This is a genomic window from Nonomuraea sp. NPDC050643, from assembly GCF_040654715.1.
In the GTDB taxonomy this organism is placed as follows: Bacteria; Actinomycetota; Actinomycetes; order Streptosporangiales; family Streptosporangiaceae; genus Nonomuraea.
Genome location: NZ_JBFAIM010000055.1, coordinates 86,383 through 100,737 on the forward strand (window position 1 = coordinate 86,383; position 14,355 = coordinate 100,737).

At 73.1% G+C, this 14,355-nt stretch carries 14 protein-coding genes; 11 read left to right on the forward strand and 3 right to left on the reverse strand.

Going from position 1 to position 14,355, the window contains the following annotated elements; translation table 11 throughout:
* Window positions 1-6 precede the first annotated feature (6 nt).
* Entirely contained in the window at window positions 7-2,757 is a 2,751-nt protein-coding gene (locus AB0I15_RS47985) for a DEAD/DEAH box helicase (protein WP_358112524.1), read from the reverse strand.
* A gap of 100 nt (window positions 2,758-2,857) precedes the next feature.
* On the opposite strand from AB0I15_RS47985, the gene AB0I15_RS47990 reads away from it, so the two are divergent.
* Genes AB0I15_RS47990 through AB0I15_RS48000 form a run of 3 tightly spaced genes read left to right on the forward strand, consistent with a single transcriptional unit; the run spans window position 2,858 to window position 5,197 of the window.
* Window positions 2,858-3,475: a DedA family protein gene (locus AB0I15_RS47990; RefSeq protein WP_358112527.1), complete on the forward strand. Its 618-nt coding sequence runs from the start codon at window positions 2,858-2,860 to the stop codon at window positions 3,473-3,475.
* Window positions 3,459-4,562: a histidine kinase gene (locus tag AB0I15_RS47995; RefSeq protein ID WP_358112530.1), complete on the forward strand. Its 1,104-nt coding sequence runs from the start codon at window positions 3,459-3,461 to the stop codon at window positions 4,560-4,562. Before AB0I15_RS47990 ends, AB0I15_RS47995 begins: the two co-directional genes overlap by 17 nt.
* Window positions 4,553-5,197, forward strand: coding sequence for a response regulator transcription factor (locus AB0I15_RS48000; RefSeq protein WP_358112533.1), 645 nt, complete (start codon window positions 4,553-4,555; stop codon window positions 5,195-5,197). Before AB0I15_RS47995 ends, AB0I15_RS48000 begins: the two co-directional genes overlap by 10 nt.
* A gap of 58 nt (window positions 5,198-5,255) precedes the next feature.
* Here the strand turns inward: AB0I15_RS48000 and AB0I15_RS48005 are convergent, their stop codons facing one another.
* Window positions 5,256-6,200 carry a LysR family transcriptional regulator gene (locus AB0I15_RS48005; protein ID WP_358112536.1) on the reverse strand — a complete coding sequence of 315 codons (945 nt, stop codon included), beginning with the start codon at window positions 6,198-6,200 and terminating at the stop codon, window positions 5,256-5,258.
* 106 nt (window positions 6,201-6,306) lie between these two features.
* On the opposite strand from AB0I15_RS48005, the gene dnaE reads away from it, so the two are divergent.
* From dnaE to AB0I15_RS48040, 7 genes are all read left to right on the forward strand, one after another.
* Window positions 6,307-9,867 (forward strand): DNA polymerase III subunit alpha, encoded by a 3,561-nt coding sequence (gene dnaE / locus AB0I15_RS48010; RefSeq protein WP_358112539.1) that lies wholly within the window; start codon window positions 6,307-6,309, stop codon window positions 9,865-9,867.
* Window positions 9,864-10,124: a DUF6300 family protein gene (locus AB0I15_RS48015; RefSeq protein WP_358112542.1), complete on the forward strand. Its 261-nt coding sequence runs from the start codon at window positions 9,864-9,866 to the stop codon at window positions 10,122-10,124. Before dnaE ends, AB0I15_RS48015 begins: the two co-directional genes overlap by 4 nt.
* Before the next feature lie 112 nt (window positions 10,125-10,236).
* Window positions 10,237-10,782, forward strand: coding sequence for a dihydrofolate reductase family protein (locus AB0I15_RS48020; RefSeq protein WP_358112545.1), 546 nt, complete (start codon window positions 10,237-10,239; stop codon window positions 10,780-10,782).
* Window positions 10,783-10,784: 2 nt separating this feature from the next.
* The gene (locus AB0I15_RS48025) at window positions 10,785-11,192 is read left to right on the forward strand and encodes a hypothetical protein (protein ID WP_358112548.1); all 408 of its coding nucleotides are present in this window, start codon (window positions 10,785-10,787) and stop codon (window positions 11,190-11,192) included.
* A 142-nt stretch (window positions 11,193-11,334) separates the two neighbouring features.
* The gene (locus AB0I15_RS48030) at window positions 11,335-11,562 is read left to right on the forward strand and encodes a hypothetical protein (protein WP_358112551.1); all 228 of its coding nucleotides are present in this window, start codon (window positions 11,335-11,337) and stop codon (window positions 11,560-11,562) included.
* 48 nt (window positions 11,563-11,610) lie between these two features.
* The gene (locus AB0I15_RS48035; protein WP_358112554.1) at window positions 11,611-12,036 is read left to right on the forward strand and encodes an SRPBCC family protein; all 426 of its coding nucleotides are present in this window, start codon (window positions 11,611-11,613) and stop codon (window positions 12,034-12,036) included.
* A 185-nt stretch (window positions 12,037-12,221) separates the two neighbouring features.
* On the forward strand, window positions 12,222-13,304 hold the full coding sequence (locus AB0I15_RS48040) for a hypothetical protein (RefSeq protein WP_358112557.1): 1,083 nt from the start codon (window positions 12,222-12,224) through the stop codon (window positions 13,302-13,304).
* On the opposite strand, the gene AB0I15_RS48045 is transcribed toward AB0I15_RS48040, so the two are convergent.
* Complete coding sequence (locus AB0I15_RS48045) at window positions 13,280-14,032, reverse strand: hypothetical protein (RefSeq protein WP_358112560.1); 753 nt, start codon at window positions 14,030-14,032, stop codon at window positions 13,280-13,282. The two genes, AB0I15_RS48040 and AB0I15_RS48045, sit on opposite strands and share 25 nt — an antisense overlap.
* A 70-nt stretch (window positions 14,033-14,102) precedes the next feature.
* On the opposite strand from AB0I15_RS48045, the gene AB0I15_RS48050 reads away from it, so the two are divergent.
* Window positions 14,103-14,355 (forward strand): LysR family transcriptional regulator (locus AB0I15_RS48050; RefSeq protein WP_358112563.1); only part of this gene is annotated, 253 nt, incomplete at its 3' end.

Genomic DNA, 14,355 nt, shown 5'->3' on the forward strand with positions numbered 1-14,355 from the left:
CGGGGGTCATCGGAGTTCCACCAGGGCGGCGAGTTCGGTGTCGGTCAGCTCGGTGAAGGCGGCCTCGCCCGAGGTGAGCACGGCCTCGGCGAGGGTGCGCTTGGCGGTGAGCATCTCGGCGATGCGGTCCTCGATCGTGCCTTCGGCGATGAGGCGGTGGACCTGGACGGGACGGGTCTGGCCGATGCGGTAGGCGCGGTCGGTGGCCTGGTCCTCGACGGCGGGGTTCCACCAGCGGTCGTAGTGGATGACGTGGTCGGCGCGGGTGAGGTTGAGGCCGGTGCCGGCGGCCTTGAGCGACAGCAGGAACACCGGCGCCCGGCCGTCCTGGAAGCGCTGGACCATCTCCTCGCGGCGGGCGACGGGGGTGCCGCCGTGCAGGAACTGGGTGGTGACGCCGCGCCCGGTCAGGTGGCGGTCGAGCAGGCGGGCCATGGCGACGTACTGGGTGAAGACGAGCACCGCGCCGTCCTCGGCCACGATGGTGTCGACGAGTTCGTCGAGCAGTTCCAGTTTGCCGGAGCGGCCGGGCAGGCGGGGGTCGGCCTCGTGCAGGTAGTGGGCGGGGTGGTTGCAGATCTGCTTGAGCCCGGTGAGGAGTTTGACGATGAGGCCGCGCCTGGCCATGCCGCGGGCCTCGGCGATCTGGGTCATGATCTCGCGTACGACGGCCTCGTACAGGCCGGCCTGCTCGGTGGTCAGGGCGACGGGCCGGTCGGTCTCGGTCTTGGGCGGCAGCTCGGGGGCGATGCCGGGGTCGCTCTTGCGGCGGCGCAGCAGGAACGTCCCGACGAGCCGGGAGAGCCGTTCGGCGGCTTCGCCGTCGCCGGATTCGACGGGTTTGGCCCAGCGGGCGCGGAATCTGCCGAGGGTGCCGAGCAGGCCGGGCGTGGTCCAGTCGAGGATGGCCCACAGCTCCGACAGGTTGTTCTCGACGGGGGTGCCGGTGAGCGCGACGCGGGCGGCGGCGGGGATCTCGCGCAGGGCCCTGGCGGTGCCGGAGGCGGGGTTCTTGACGTGCTGGGCCTCGTCGGCGACGAGCAGGCCCCACGGGTGGGCGGCCAGTGTGGCGGCGTCGAGGCGCATGGTGGCGTACGTGGTGAGCACGAATCCGGCGCCCTCCTGCGGCAGCTCGCGGCCGGGGCCGTGGTAGCGGTGCACGGGCACGCCGGGGGCGAATCTGGTGATCTCGCGTTCCCAGTTGCCCAGCAGCGAGGCCGGGCAGACGACGAGCGTGGCACCGGCGGCGGCCGCGTCGCCGGTCGCCGCGGCGGTGCGGTGCAGGTGGAGCGCGATGAGGGTGATCGTCTTGCCCAGGCCCATGTCGTCGGCCAGGCAGGCGCCGAGCCCGAGTGAGGTCATCCTGGCCAGCCAGCGCAGCCCGGCGAGCTGGTAGTCGCGCAGGGTGGCGGCCAGGCCCGCGGGCGGGGCGCTGTCGGCGGGCTCGGCCAGGCGTTCGCGCAGCTCGCGCAGCCAGGCGGTGGGCTCGACGGCCACCTGTTCGCCGTCGACCTCGACGGCGCCGGTGAGGGCGGCGCCGAGCGCCTCGATGCCGGTCAGCGGCTTGAGGTCACGCTGGCGGGCCTTGCGGGCCAGGTCGGGGTCGATGAGGACCCATTGGTCGCGCAGCCGTACGACGGGGCGGTGGGCTTCGGCCAGGAGGTCCATCTCGGCGGCGGTCAGGCGTTCGCCGCCGAGGGCGAGCTGCCAGTCGAAGCTGGTCAGGTGGTGGCCGCCGAGGAAGGAGGGCATGTCGGAGGGTGCGGGGTCGCGGTCGCCGATGACGGCGCGGGCGCTGAGGCCGCGCACGAGGGATCGGGGCCAGTGCACGTCCACCCCGGCGGCGGCCAGGCGGTCGGCGGCGCCGGCCAGGAGGTCGTCGACGTCGCCGCCGGTGAGGGTGAGCTCGTCGGGCACGGCGCTGTCGAGCAGGTGTTCCAGGCGGGGCCAGGCGCGGGCGGCGCGGCGTACGGCGAGGGTGGCCTCGATCCGGGCGCGGGCGCCGAGGCCGGGGTCGCGGCCCTGCCACAGGTCGGCGGCGTCCACGACGAGGGAGGGGTCGGCGAGGCTGTGGAGCTGGACGACGGCGCGGAACTCGGCGGCGGCCAGGTCGTCGGCCTCCAGGCGCAGCGACAGCCGTACGCCGGCGTCGAGCCCCGCGGAGACCTCTTCGGCCCAGCGGCGCAGGTGGGGCACCTTGACGGGTTTGGTGGCGGCGTAGGCGGTGGTGCCGGTGGCGCGTACGGCGCCGGGCGAGCGCGGCATGGCGTCGGCGACGGCGTCGAGGAAGGCCCGCAGGAGCGGTTCGGCGTCGGGGAGCAGCGGTTCGCCGTCGGAGGTGCCGGTGGGGGTCGCGCGGGCCGCAGCGGGCATGGCGGCGGCCAGGTCGCGGACGCGCCGCAGGTCGTCGGCGTCCAGGGGGCCGGCGCGCCAGGAGTCGTGCTCGCCGGCGGTCACGCCGGGCAGGATGCGGCCGCGGGTGACGAGCTGCAGCGCGATGAGCGCGGCGGCGCCCCAGAAGCGGGTGGCGGGGTGGGCCGCGGGGTCGGTACGGGCTCTGGCCAGCGCGGCCACGGCCTCGCCGACGGGGACGAGGGTGGCGGGGACCTGCCGGATCCGTACGCCGTCGGCGTCCTGCTCGGCCACGTCCACGGTGGCGGCCCCGCCGGGGTCGAGGAAGGCCACCTGCCCGGCCCTGGGCGGGTCGCCGGGTTGGAAGAGGGCTGCGTGCCGTGCCAGATCCGTCACAAGTGTCACGGCCGTACAGTGTACGGTACGTTGGGGGTGTGGTTTACCCCACCCAAGCTCGGGCAGCCTCCTCATTCATGGCATATACGATCTTCCATAGCCTTTACCTATGACTGACTGGCTTGTTGGACTCATGGAGAGCCTCGGGGCGCCCGGGGCGGGAATCGCGATCGCGCTGGAGAATCTCTTCCCGCCCCTGCCCAGCGAGGTGATCCTGCCGCTGGCGGGCTTCACCGCCAGCAGGGGTGAGATGGACCTGGTGGACGTGCTGGTGTGCACGACCCTGGGCTCGGTGATCGGCGCGCTGGCGCTCTACTGGGTGGGCGCCCTGCTCGGACGTGAGCGCGTCCTGGCGCTGGCCGCCAAGCTGCCCCTGATCAAGACGTCCGACATCGAGAAGACCGAGGCCTGGTTTCAGCGCCACGGCCGCAAGACCGTGTTCTTCGGCAGGATGATCCCGGTCTTCCGCAGCCTCATCTCCATCCCGGCGGGCGTCGAGCGCATGCCGCTGCCCATGTTCACGCTCTTGACCACCGTCGGCAGCCTCATCTGGAACACCATCTTCGTGATGGCCGGCTATCTCCTGGGCGAGCAGTGGTCGCTGGTGGAGTCCTACGTCGGCATCGGCAGCAAGGTCGTGATCGGGCTGGTCGTGCTGGCCATCGGGGTCTTCGTCGTCCGGCGGCTGGCCGAGCGGCGCAAGGGGAGGCATGCGCACCGCCGCTGAGGGGCTGCGCCTGGTGGTCTCGGTGACGCTCGGCGCGCTCACGGCACTGGTCGAGCTGGCGTTCCTGCTGCTGAGCCTGCCGTTCCTGGGCAACCCGAACACCGGCGGGGCCGCCAGGAAGCTGGCCCGGCTGGAGGCCCGCCGCCTGCGCCTGGACCTGGCCGCCCTCGACGCCCTGGGCAACGGCGAGAACGGCCGCCCCTTGCGCTACCTGGCCGCCCGCGTGCCGGTCGGCGTGCTGGGCGGCCTGGTGCTCACCCTGCTGGTGTACGGGCTCGGCACGGCGGTGCTCATCGTGGCCGCGTGGAGCCGCGGGCTGCCGTTCGACGGGATGACGCCGTCGGTCCCGCTGGTGGCCTATCTCGGCGTGGCCGGCGTCGTGCTGCTCTTCATGGACGTGTCGGGCCTGGTGGGCGTGCACGCGCTGGAGCGCCGGCTGGCGCTGCGCATGCTGGGCCCCGACCCCACCGAGGCGCTGGAGCGCCGGATCGCCGAGCTGGCCGAGAGCCGGGCGGGGATCGTGGCGGCGGTGGACTCCGAGCGGCGCAGGATCGAGCGTGACCTGCACGACGGGCTGCAGCAGCGGCTGGTGGCGCTGTCGATGCTGATCGGCCGCTCCAGGCGCAACCGGCCCGAGCTGCTGGAGCAGGCCCACCAGGAGGCGCAGCAGGCGCTGGCCGAGCTGCGCGAGGTGGCCTGGCGGGCCTACCCGAGCGGGCTGGACTCGCTCGGGCTGGGCGAGGCGCTGGCGGGGGTGGCCGAGCGGTCGAGCGTGCCGGTCCGGGTAGATTGCCGTCTGCGTCGGCGGCCGCCGACGGCGGTGGAGACGGCGGCGTACTTCGTGGTGTGCGAGGCGGTCACGAACGCGGCCAAGCACGCCGGCGCCGCGCTCATCACGGTCGAGGTGGACGAGGAGGACGGCACGGTGGTCGTACGGGTGCGCGACGACGGCGCCGGCGGCGCGCGGGCGGACGGCGGCGGCCTGTCGGGGCTGGCCCGGCGGGTGGCGGCGCTGGACGGCCGCTTCACGCTGGACAGCCCGGCGGGCGGCCCGACGACGGTCACGGCGGTGCTGCCGTGCGGGTGATCCTCGCCGAGGACTCCACGCTGCTGCGCGAGGGCCTGGTGCGCCTGCTGCTGGAGGAGGGCCACGAGGTCCCGGCGGCCGTCAGCGACGCGCAGGCGCTGGTCTCGGCCGTGGCCGCCCACCAGCCGGACATCGTGGTGGTGGACGTGCGCATGCCGCCCACCCACACCGACGAGGGCCTGCGGGCGGCCCTGGAGATCCGGCGCCGCTGGCCGGCGGTCAAGGTGCTGGTGCTGTCGCAGTACGTGGAGAAGAAGTACGCCACCGAGCTGATGAGCGCCGACGTCGAAGGCGTCGGCTACCTGCTGAAGGACCGGGTGGCGCAGGTGGGCGACTTCCTGGACGCGCTGGAGCGGGTGGGGGCCGGGGGTGCGGCGTTCGATCCGGAGGTGGTGCGCCAGTTGCTGGCGCGTACCACGCAGGTCGATCCGCTCGCCCGGCTGACCGCGCGCGAGCGCGAGGTGCTGGAGCGGATGGCGCAGGGGCTGACCAACGCCTCGATCGCCCAGGAGCTGCACGTGTCGCAGAGCGCGGTGGAAAAGCACGTCAACTCGCTGTTCGACAAGCTGGGCCTGTCGCACACCAACGGCTACAGCCGCCGGGTGCTGGCGGTCCTGCGCTTCCTGCGATCCTGACGGGGCCTTGACGGGGCCTGACGGGGGCCGCCGGCAGGACCTGAGCCGGCCCAGGGGGTCAGGCGACGCCGAAGGCCGCGCGGTCGGCGGCCGGCATCCACTGGCGGCCCGGGTCGAACGGCTGGAAGCCGTCCTCGATGTGGCGGATCAGCCGGGCGAGCACCGGGTGGTGGTTCTGCCGGTGGCACAGCAGTGAGCTCGGGTAGACGACCGCGGGCTCGGTCACCGGGACCTGGACGGTGCGCGGATGCCAGGGCAGCCGGCATCGCGCGCCCACGAAGCCGATGCGCCCGCCCGAGCCGATCTCCTCCACGAAGTGCTCCCAGCCGAAGTCGGGCCCCGTGTCGTCGATGCGGACGTCGAACGCCTCGCCGAGCAGGCGGTAGAACGCGGCCCACTCGCTTCCGGCGACGTTGCCGGGCATCCACACGGTGGCGCCGGTCAGCCGGGCCATCTCCACCTGCGGCAGGCCGGCGAGGGGGTGGTCGCGGGCGACGAGCACGTGCAGCGGCTCCAGGAAGGCGGGCACGTGGCGCAGGTCCTCCTCCAGTGGTCCGCCGACGCGGGCGAAGGCGGCGTCGACGGATCCGCGGACGAGCGCCTCGCGGGCGGACCTGAGGCCGTTGGACGTGACGACGTCGACGCCGACGTCGTCGGCGCTCTGGTGGAAGGCCCGGACGAGTTCGAGGGAGGCCAGCCGGGTGTCGAGCACGTCGACGCGCAGGGAGCGGCGCCGGCCGCGCAGCACGGCCAGCGCCTGGTCGGCGATGCCGACGAGGGCGCGGGCGTGGTGCAGGAACGTCCGGCCGTCCTCGGTGAGCTCGGCGCCGTTGCGGGAGCGGAAGAACAGCCGCACTCCGAGGTCGGACTCCAGTTTGGCGATCCGCTTGGAGACGGCCTGCTGGCTGAGGCCCAGCCGGGCGGCGGCCTCGCTGAAGGAGCGGTCTTCGGTGACGGCGACGAAGGCGCGGACCGTGCCGAGGTCCAGGTCGACCTCTTCCACATCTGTTGGTTGTGGGGATTCGGTGTGTCGGTTGTTGGACAACCCTGCCTGCCTTCGGGTCGAATGCTCGTTCGCGGACGAGCCTACAACCGGAAGGAGTGGTTTCATGGGGTCCTTCGTGCATCTGCACGTGCACACCGAGTACAGCATGCTCGACGGCGCCGCCAAGGTCGGCCTGCTGATGGACGAGGTCGCGCGGCAGGGGATGCCGGCCGTGGCGATGAGCGATCACGGCAACGTGCACGGCGCGTACGAGTTCCACCGCGCGGCGGGCAAGGCGGGGATCAAGCCGATCATCGGCATCGAGAGCTATGTCGCCCCCGCCTCGCGCCACCATCGCCGGCCGGTCTACTACAGCGACAACCTGGCGCTGCGGCGCTCGAACGACGAGACCGGCGAGGGCGGCGACGTCTCCGGGCGCGGCCTGTACACGCACATGACGATGTGGGCGGCCGACGCCCGGGGGCTGCGGAACCTGTTCCGGCTGCAGTCCCGCGCGTGGCTCGAAGGTCACGTCCAGAAATATCCCCGCATGGATGATGAGTTGCTCGCCGAGCACGGCCAGGGCATCATCGCCACCACCGGCTGCCCCTCCGGCGAGGTGCAGACCCGGCTGCGGCTCGGCCAGTACGACCAGGCCGTCGAGGCCGCCGCCCGCTACCGCGACCTCTTCGGCCCGGGCAACTACTTCCTGGAGCTGATGGACCACGGCCTGGCCATCGAGCGCCGGGTCCGCGAGGACCTGCTCACGCTCGGCCGGCGGCTCGCCCTGCCGCCGCTGGCCACCAACGACTCCCACTACGTCACCGAGGACCAGTCCCGGGCGCACGACGTGCTGTTGTGCGTGGGCACCGGCAAGCGGCTCGACGACGCCGACCGGTTCCGCTTCTCCGGCAGCGGCTACTACGTCAAGTCCGCCCAGGAGATGCGGGCGCTGTGGGACGGCGAGGTGCCGGGCGCCTGCGACAACACGCTGCTGGTCGCCGAGCGGGTCGGCGACTACGGCGAGGTGTTCGCCCACCGGGACCTGACGCCGCGCTTCCCCGTGCCCGACGGCGAGAGCGAGTCGAGCTGGCTGCGCCGGGAGACCCTGGAGGGGGCACGCGACCGCTACGGCGAGCGGCCGCCGCCGCAGGTGCTGGAGCGCATCGACCACGAGCTGTCGGTCATCGACGCGATGGGCTTTCCCGGCTACTTCCTGGTGGTCGCCGACATCTGCCGGCACGCGCGCGAGCGGGGCATCGGGCTGGGGCCCGGCCGCGGCTCGGCGACCGGCTCGATCGTGGCCTACTGCACGGGCATCACGCAGCTCGACCCGATTGAGCACAAGCTGATCTTCGAACGGTTCCTCAACCCCGAACGCGTCTCCATGCCGGACGTCGACCTCGACTTCGACGACCGCCGCCGGGACGAGATGATCGACTACGTCAGCCGCAAGTACGGCGACGACCGGGTCTGCCAGATCGTCACCTTCGGCACCATCAAGGCCAAGGCCGCCATCAAGGACTCCTGCCGCGTGCTCGGCCTGCCGTACGCGCTGGGCGACCGCATCACCAAGGCGTTCCCGGCCGCGGTCGGCGGCAAGGAGATCCCGCTGGCCGCCATCCACGACGAGCGCCACCCGCGCCACGGCGAGGCCGCCGAGCTGCGCGGGCTCTACGAGCAGGACCCCGACGTCCGGCGGGTGGTGCAGACCGCGGCCGGCATCGAGGGCCTGACCCGCGGCACCGGCGTCCACGCCGCGGGCGTGATCTTGTCCAGTGAGCCGCTGACCGACGTGATCCCGCTGGTCAAGCCCAAGGCCGGCGGCCCGGTCGTGACCGGGTTCCCCTTCACGCAGGCCGAGGAGATGGGCCTGCTGAAGATGGACTTCCTCGGCCTGCGCAACCTGACCGTCATCGGGGACGCGGTGGCCGGGGTGCGCGCCAACAAGGGGCTCGACCTCGACATCCGGCGGATCCCGCTCGACGACGCCACGACGTACCGGCTGCTGGCGCGCGGCGACACGCTGGGCGTCTTCCAGCTCGACAGCGCCGGCATGCGGGTGCTGCTGCGGCTGATGCAGCCGACCACGTTCACCGACATCGCGGCCGTGAACGCGCTCTACCGGCCCGGACCGATGGAGATGAACGCCCACACCAACTACGCGCTGCGCAAGACCGGCAAGCAGCCCGTCGAGCCGATCCACCCGGAGCTGGAGCGGGCGCTGGAGCCGATCCTGGGCGACACCTACCATCTGGTGGTCTTCCAGGAGCAGGTGATGGCGATCGCCCAGCAGCTCGCCGGCTACTCCCTGGGCGCGGCCGACATGCTGCGCCGGGCCATGGGCAAGAAGAAGAAGGAGGTCCTGGACGCCGAGTGGGACCGGTTCTCGGGCGGCATGCGCGAGCGCGGCTTCTCCGCCGAGGCGATCCAGGCGGTCTGGGACGTCCTGGTCCCGTTCAGCGGCTACGGCTTCAACAAGTCGCACACCGCCGGTTACGGCCTGGTGTCCTACTGGACGGCGTACCTCAAGGCCAACCATCCCAGCGAATATCTGGCCGCGCTGCTCACCTCGGTCGGCGACGACAAGGACAAGATGGCGCTCTATCTGGCCGACTGCCGGCGGCTGGGCATCAAGGTGCTGCCGCCGGACGTCAACGCCAGTCTGCTCGACTTCGCCGCCGTCGGCTCCGACATCCGGTTCGGGCTGGGCGCCGTACGCAATGTCGGCGCCAACGTGGTGGACGCCATCGTCGCCGTCCGCGCGGCCCAGGGCCGCTACAGCGACTTCAACGACTTCCTGGCCAAGGTCCCGGCGGTCGTCTGCAACAAGCGCGTCATCGAGTCGCTGGCCAGGGCCGGCGCCTTCGACAGCCTGGGCCACCACCGCAGGGCGCTGGTCGAGGTGCACGAGCAGGCGGTCGACGGGGTCATCGACCTCAAGCGCAACGCCGCCCACGGCCAGGACTCGCTGTTCGGTGAGCCCGGCCAGAGCGGCGCCTTCGCCATCGCGATCCCCGAGGGCGAGTGGGACCAGGCGACCCTGCTCGCCTTCGAACGCGAGATGCTCGGCCTGTACGTCTCCAGCCATCCCCTCGACGGCGCCGAGCACGTGCTGACCGCCCACCGCGACACCACCATCGCCGACCTGCTGGCCTCCGGCCGCCAGGACGGGCCGGCCCGGATCAGCGGCATCGTCTCGGGCCTGCAGCGCAAGGTCACCAAGCAGGGCAGCCCGTGGGCGATCGTCACGCTGGAGGACCTCGACGCCGCCGTGGACTGTCTCGTCTTCCCCCAGACCTACGCCCTGTACGGCGAGGTCCTGGCCCAGGACCGGGTGATCTCGGTACGGGGGCGGATCAACGTCCGCGACGAGACGGTGAGCGTCTACGGCGAGGAGGTGAGCCTGCTGGACGTCTCGCGGGCCGGCGCCGAGCCGCCCGTGGTGATCTCGATCCACGAGAGCCGGCTCACCCCGCGCGTCGTCCAGGAGTTCAGGCACATCCTGACCGCCCATCCCGGCCGGGCGCCCGTGCACGTGCGGCTGCATCGCCGCGGCGCGCCCGGCGTGCTGCTGAACCTGCGGCCCTTCCAGGTGGCCCCGGGCCCGGCGTTCTACGGCGACGTCAAGGCCCTGCTCGGCGTCGCCGCCCTCGGCGCCCCCTCCGGGATCGGTGCGGCATGAGGTGCCCGCGTTGCCGGGCCGATGAGGTGCTGGCGGTCGCGCGGCTGCCGCACACCTGGACGAACGCGTCGGGCGGGCAGGTCAGGGGCCTGCGCGAGGTCCTGTTGTGCGCCCGGTGCGACGCGGGCGATCCGCTGGCCGGGCCGGTCGTGGCCTGTTTCGCCCGCCACAGCCGTCCGGGGCCCGAGCACGCGGCCGGGCTCGCGGCGGCCCTGCGCCGCTGGGTCGAGGGGACGCGTCCGGCGGAGGGGCCGTGAACGCGCAGAACCCGGGCGGCGGGATACTCGCCGACGAATACGTTAGTCTTGACAATTGGATTTGTCGGTGGAAGGGTGAAGGCACCTCAAGAGAGCAAGGAGCCGGCACATCATGAGAAAGATCATCGCGGGGTTGTTCATCTCGCTCGACGGCGTCGTCGAGGCACCGGAGACCTGGCATTTCCCGTACCTGGACGAGGAGATGGGCCAGGCGGTCGCCACCCAGATGCAGGCGGCGGACGCGCTGCTGCTGGGCCGGCGCACCTATGAGATCTTCGCCGCGCACTGGCCGAAGCAGGATTCGGCCCAGGACCCGATGGCGGCGCTCCTCAACTCCGTGCCCAAACACGTCGTGTCCACCACCCTGACCGACCCCGCCTGGGAGAACACCACCGTCCTGGCCGGCGACCCGCGTGCCGCGCTGAGCGAGCTCAAGCGGCGGCCCGGCAAGGACATCGGGATGAGCGGCAGCCCCACCCTGGTGACGTGGCTGCTGCGCGAGGGCCTGCTGGACGAGCTCAACCTGCTGGTGCACCCCATCGTGCTGGGGTCCGGCCGCCGGTTGTTCGAGGACGGGACCGGGCAGATCCCTCTCACGCTGACCCGTTCCGCCACGTTCGGCAACGGTGTGCTGAACCTGACCTACGCGAGGGCCTGACCATGGCCGCCAAGACCGTCGCCGACAAGCTGCTCGTCAAGCCGGGGACCGCGGTGTGGATCTCGGAGGAGGCGCACCGGCCGCTGGTGGCGCCCCTGCCCGACGGCGCGCGCCACGTGGCGGATCTCGAGGACGCGGACGTCGCGGTGTTCTTCGCCGCCGACGCCGGCGCCGCCCGGCGGCTGCTCGAAGGGCGGCGCGCCCAGCTCACCGGGCCCGCCGTCGTCTGGGTCGCCTACCCGAAGGGCAACAGGTCGGACATCAACCGCGACACGCTGTGGCCGATCGTGGGCGAGTTCGGGCTGCGCCCCAACGGCCAGGTGGCGGTCGACGAGGTGTGGTCGGCGATGCGGTTCCGGCCGCTGAAGGAGGGCGAGCCCCCGTTCGCCGGTGGCCGCCCGGCCTCCTGACCGGTCAGGAATCGAGAAGCGCGGGACCGCCGGCCACACCTAGCGTGGCCTGCATGGACATCACCACATGCGGCCCGCCGCCGGCCGTCACCACCACCGTCGCCGTCGCCGTCGGGGTCGCTCGTCTTCGGAGGAGGTCCCGTTGACCTGGAACAAGCGCATCCGCCAGACCCACCGCTGGCTGTCCATCGCCTTCACGGTGACCGTCGTCGCCTGCGTCGTCGCCGTGTTCGTGGACGAGAGCGCCGCCTGGGTGTTCTACCTGCCGCTGCTCCCGCTCGTCCTGCAACTGCTCACGGGCCTGTACCTGTTCGTCCTGCCGTACACCGCCAAGGGACGTGCCGGGGGAGGCGCCGCGCCCGCCAAGTGATCCCGGCGCGTACGCTGGCCCCAACCTGGCAGGAATGGGGAGTTCGCGATGAGACCCGTGTACGCGGCCGCCGCCGCCCACCTCCCGGCGCCGCCGGAGCAGGTGTTCGCGCTGATCACCGACTGGCCCCGGCACCAGGAGTGGATGTTCATGACCACCGCCCGCCGGGTGGGTGAGCACGGCCTGGAGGCCTACACGGGGGTGCGGCCGTTCGGTTTCCTGGACACGATGACGATCACCCACTGGGAGCCGCCGGCGCTGATGCGGGTCACGCACACCGGCCGGCTGGTGCGCGGCCTGGGCGCCATCCGGGTGAGCCCGTACGGCGGCGGCAGCCGGGTGGTGTGGGCCGAGCGGCTGGAGCTGCCGTTCGGGGTGCTGGGCCGGGCGGGGTGGCCGCTGGTCCGGCCGATCGCCCTGGCCCTGGTGCGACGCTCGCTGCGCAGGCTGGCCGCGCTCCTGCCCTCAGCCTGAGGGAACCCGCGCGGCCCGGCCGGTGTAGGCAGGGCATGGCTTCCCACACCCCTGAGAGCGCGGCTCCCCGCACCTGACGCCAGGCGTTCGCCCTGGCCGGCGCCGCGACCCTGCTGTCGGCCTGCACCACCGCCGCACCGTCGTCCCGGCCGGGGCCCGCCACCAGCGCGCCCCGGCCGGGACGGTTGTTCGCCGACACCGCCGCCGGGCTGGCCGTGGCCGACCTGGCGACCGGGCAGGTGCGCGCCACCTACCCCGGCGGCGTCGCCGAGGCCCGCTGGGCCCGGCTCTACCGGCTCGACCGCGGCCGCCTGCGCTCCTACCAGGCCGCCACCGGCCTGCTCATCGACGACGTGCCGGCCGGTGGCGGGCGGATCAAGGCGGTCTCGGCCGCGCTGGTGGCGATCGGCCCGCCGCCGGGGCCGCGGACGCGTACCACGCTCGTCCTGGCGGGCGAGGGACGGCGGCGCACGCTGCGGCTGGCGGGCAACATCGAGCCGGAGGCCTTCTCCCCGGACGGCTCCACCCTGTACGTCCTGGACCGCCTGCCCCCCTCCGCCCCCGACCGCTACCGCGTGCGCGCCTACGACCTGACCCGCGGCCGGATGGAGGCCCTGCGGACCCGCGACAAACGGCCGATCCCGCCCGGACAGGAGGAAGAGATGCGCGGCCGGGGCCGCCAGGCCGTGCTCGACCCGGCCCAGAACGTCCTCTACACCCTCTACACCCACCAGGACGCCCACCTGCACACCCGTGACCTGGCCGCCGGCACCGACCTGAGCCCGGGGGTGCACGCCTTCGTGCACGTGCTGCACCTCGACCAGCGCTGGGCGTACTGCCTGGACCTGCCGGCCCCGTTCGGGCTGGGGCCGGCCGAGGCGCACGCGCTGGCGCTGGGCGACGGCCGCCTGTACGTGTTCGACGCCTCCACCGGGCGGGTGGTGTCGGCCTCCACCGGGGAGCTGGCGATCACCCGCTCGGCGCCGGCCGGCCGGGGCGCCGGTGAGGCGTTCGCGGTGGCCGGGGGCGGCCGCCTGTACGTGGCGGCGGGCACGCGAGTGCGGGTGGCCGACGCTCAGACGCTCGCGCCGCGGGGCGTCTGGGAGTTGCCGGGGGCGGCGCGGGGGCTGGCGTACCTGCGGGGGGAGGTGCTGGCGGGGGCGGGGGAGCAGGTGCTGCGGCTGGATCCGGTCTCGGGCGCGCGTCTGGGCGCCGTCGCCGTGCCCGGCCTGCGGGCGCTGCGTCACGCCGAGGGCGCCGCCGGTTGAGGGGTCCGGCCGTTCAGGGCGCGGCCGGCCCGCCTGCGGGCGACCGCCGCCGCGAACGCCGAGATCACCGGGTGCGGGCGGTGTCCGTCCCCGGCCAGCTCCGGCTGGAACATCGTGGCCAGGAAGAACGGGTGTCCGGGCAGTTCGGCCACGCGTACCGCGCTGTCGTCGGCGCTGTCGTCGGCGCTGTCGTCGGCGTGGCCGGTGAAGGCCAGCCCGTGCGCGGTGAGGGTCTGCTTGTAGTCCTCGTTGAGGCCGTAGGAGCAGATGTAGGCCTCCAGGGTGGTGGGCGCGCCCATGATCTGCTCGATCAGGGATCCGGGCTCGAGGCGTACGCGGCCCTCGTGGCCGGCCAGGGAGCAGGCCAGCGGCGTGAGCAGGAAGTCGCGGGCGCCCGGCTCGTTCTCGGCGTGCGCCACGTCCAGCCCGCACACGTGCCGCGCGTATTCCAGCAGCATGTGCTGGAATCCGCCGCACGTGCCGAGGAACGGGATCTCCCGCTCGCGTGCCACCCGCGCCGCCTCGATCGCGCCCGCCTCGTCCCGGTAGGGGCTGCCGGGCAGCATCCAGATCCCGTCGAAGCCCTCCACCCCGGTCACGTCGGTGGTGGGCATCCAGTACGGGTCCAGCGCGACGCCGTCCCGCTCCAGCAGCGCCCGCATCAGGTGCGGGATCCGGACATGGGAGCGGACGCCGGGGGAGCGATCCCCCACAAGAGCGATTCTCATGCCCCCATCGTGACCGCCCGCTCTGCTTCAGCGCCAACGATGAAAACTACAGGTGGTATAAGCAACACTGATGGACCCTCACCTGCTGACCACCTTCGTCACCGTCGCGCGCCACGGCTCGTTCTCGGCCGCCGCCGCCGAGCTCGGCTACACGCAGTCGGCGATCTCGCAGCAGATCGCCGCCCTGGAAGGCGATCTGGGCCTGCCGCTGCTGCGCCGCCGCCCGGTCGAGCCCACCGCGGCCGGTCGCCGGATGGGCGGTGGCCAGCCAGAGAGCGGTGGATTCGTCATCCCGGCGAACCGGCTGGGCGGCTTCCTGCCGG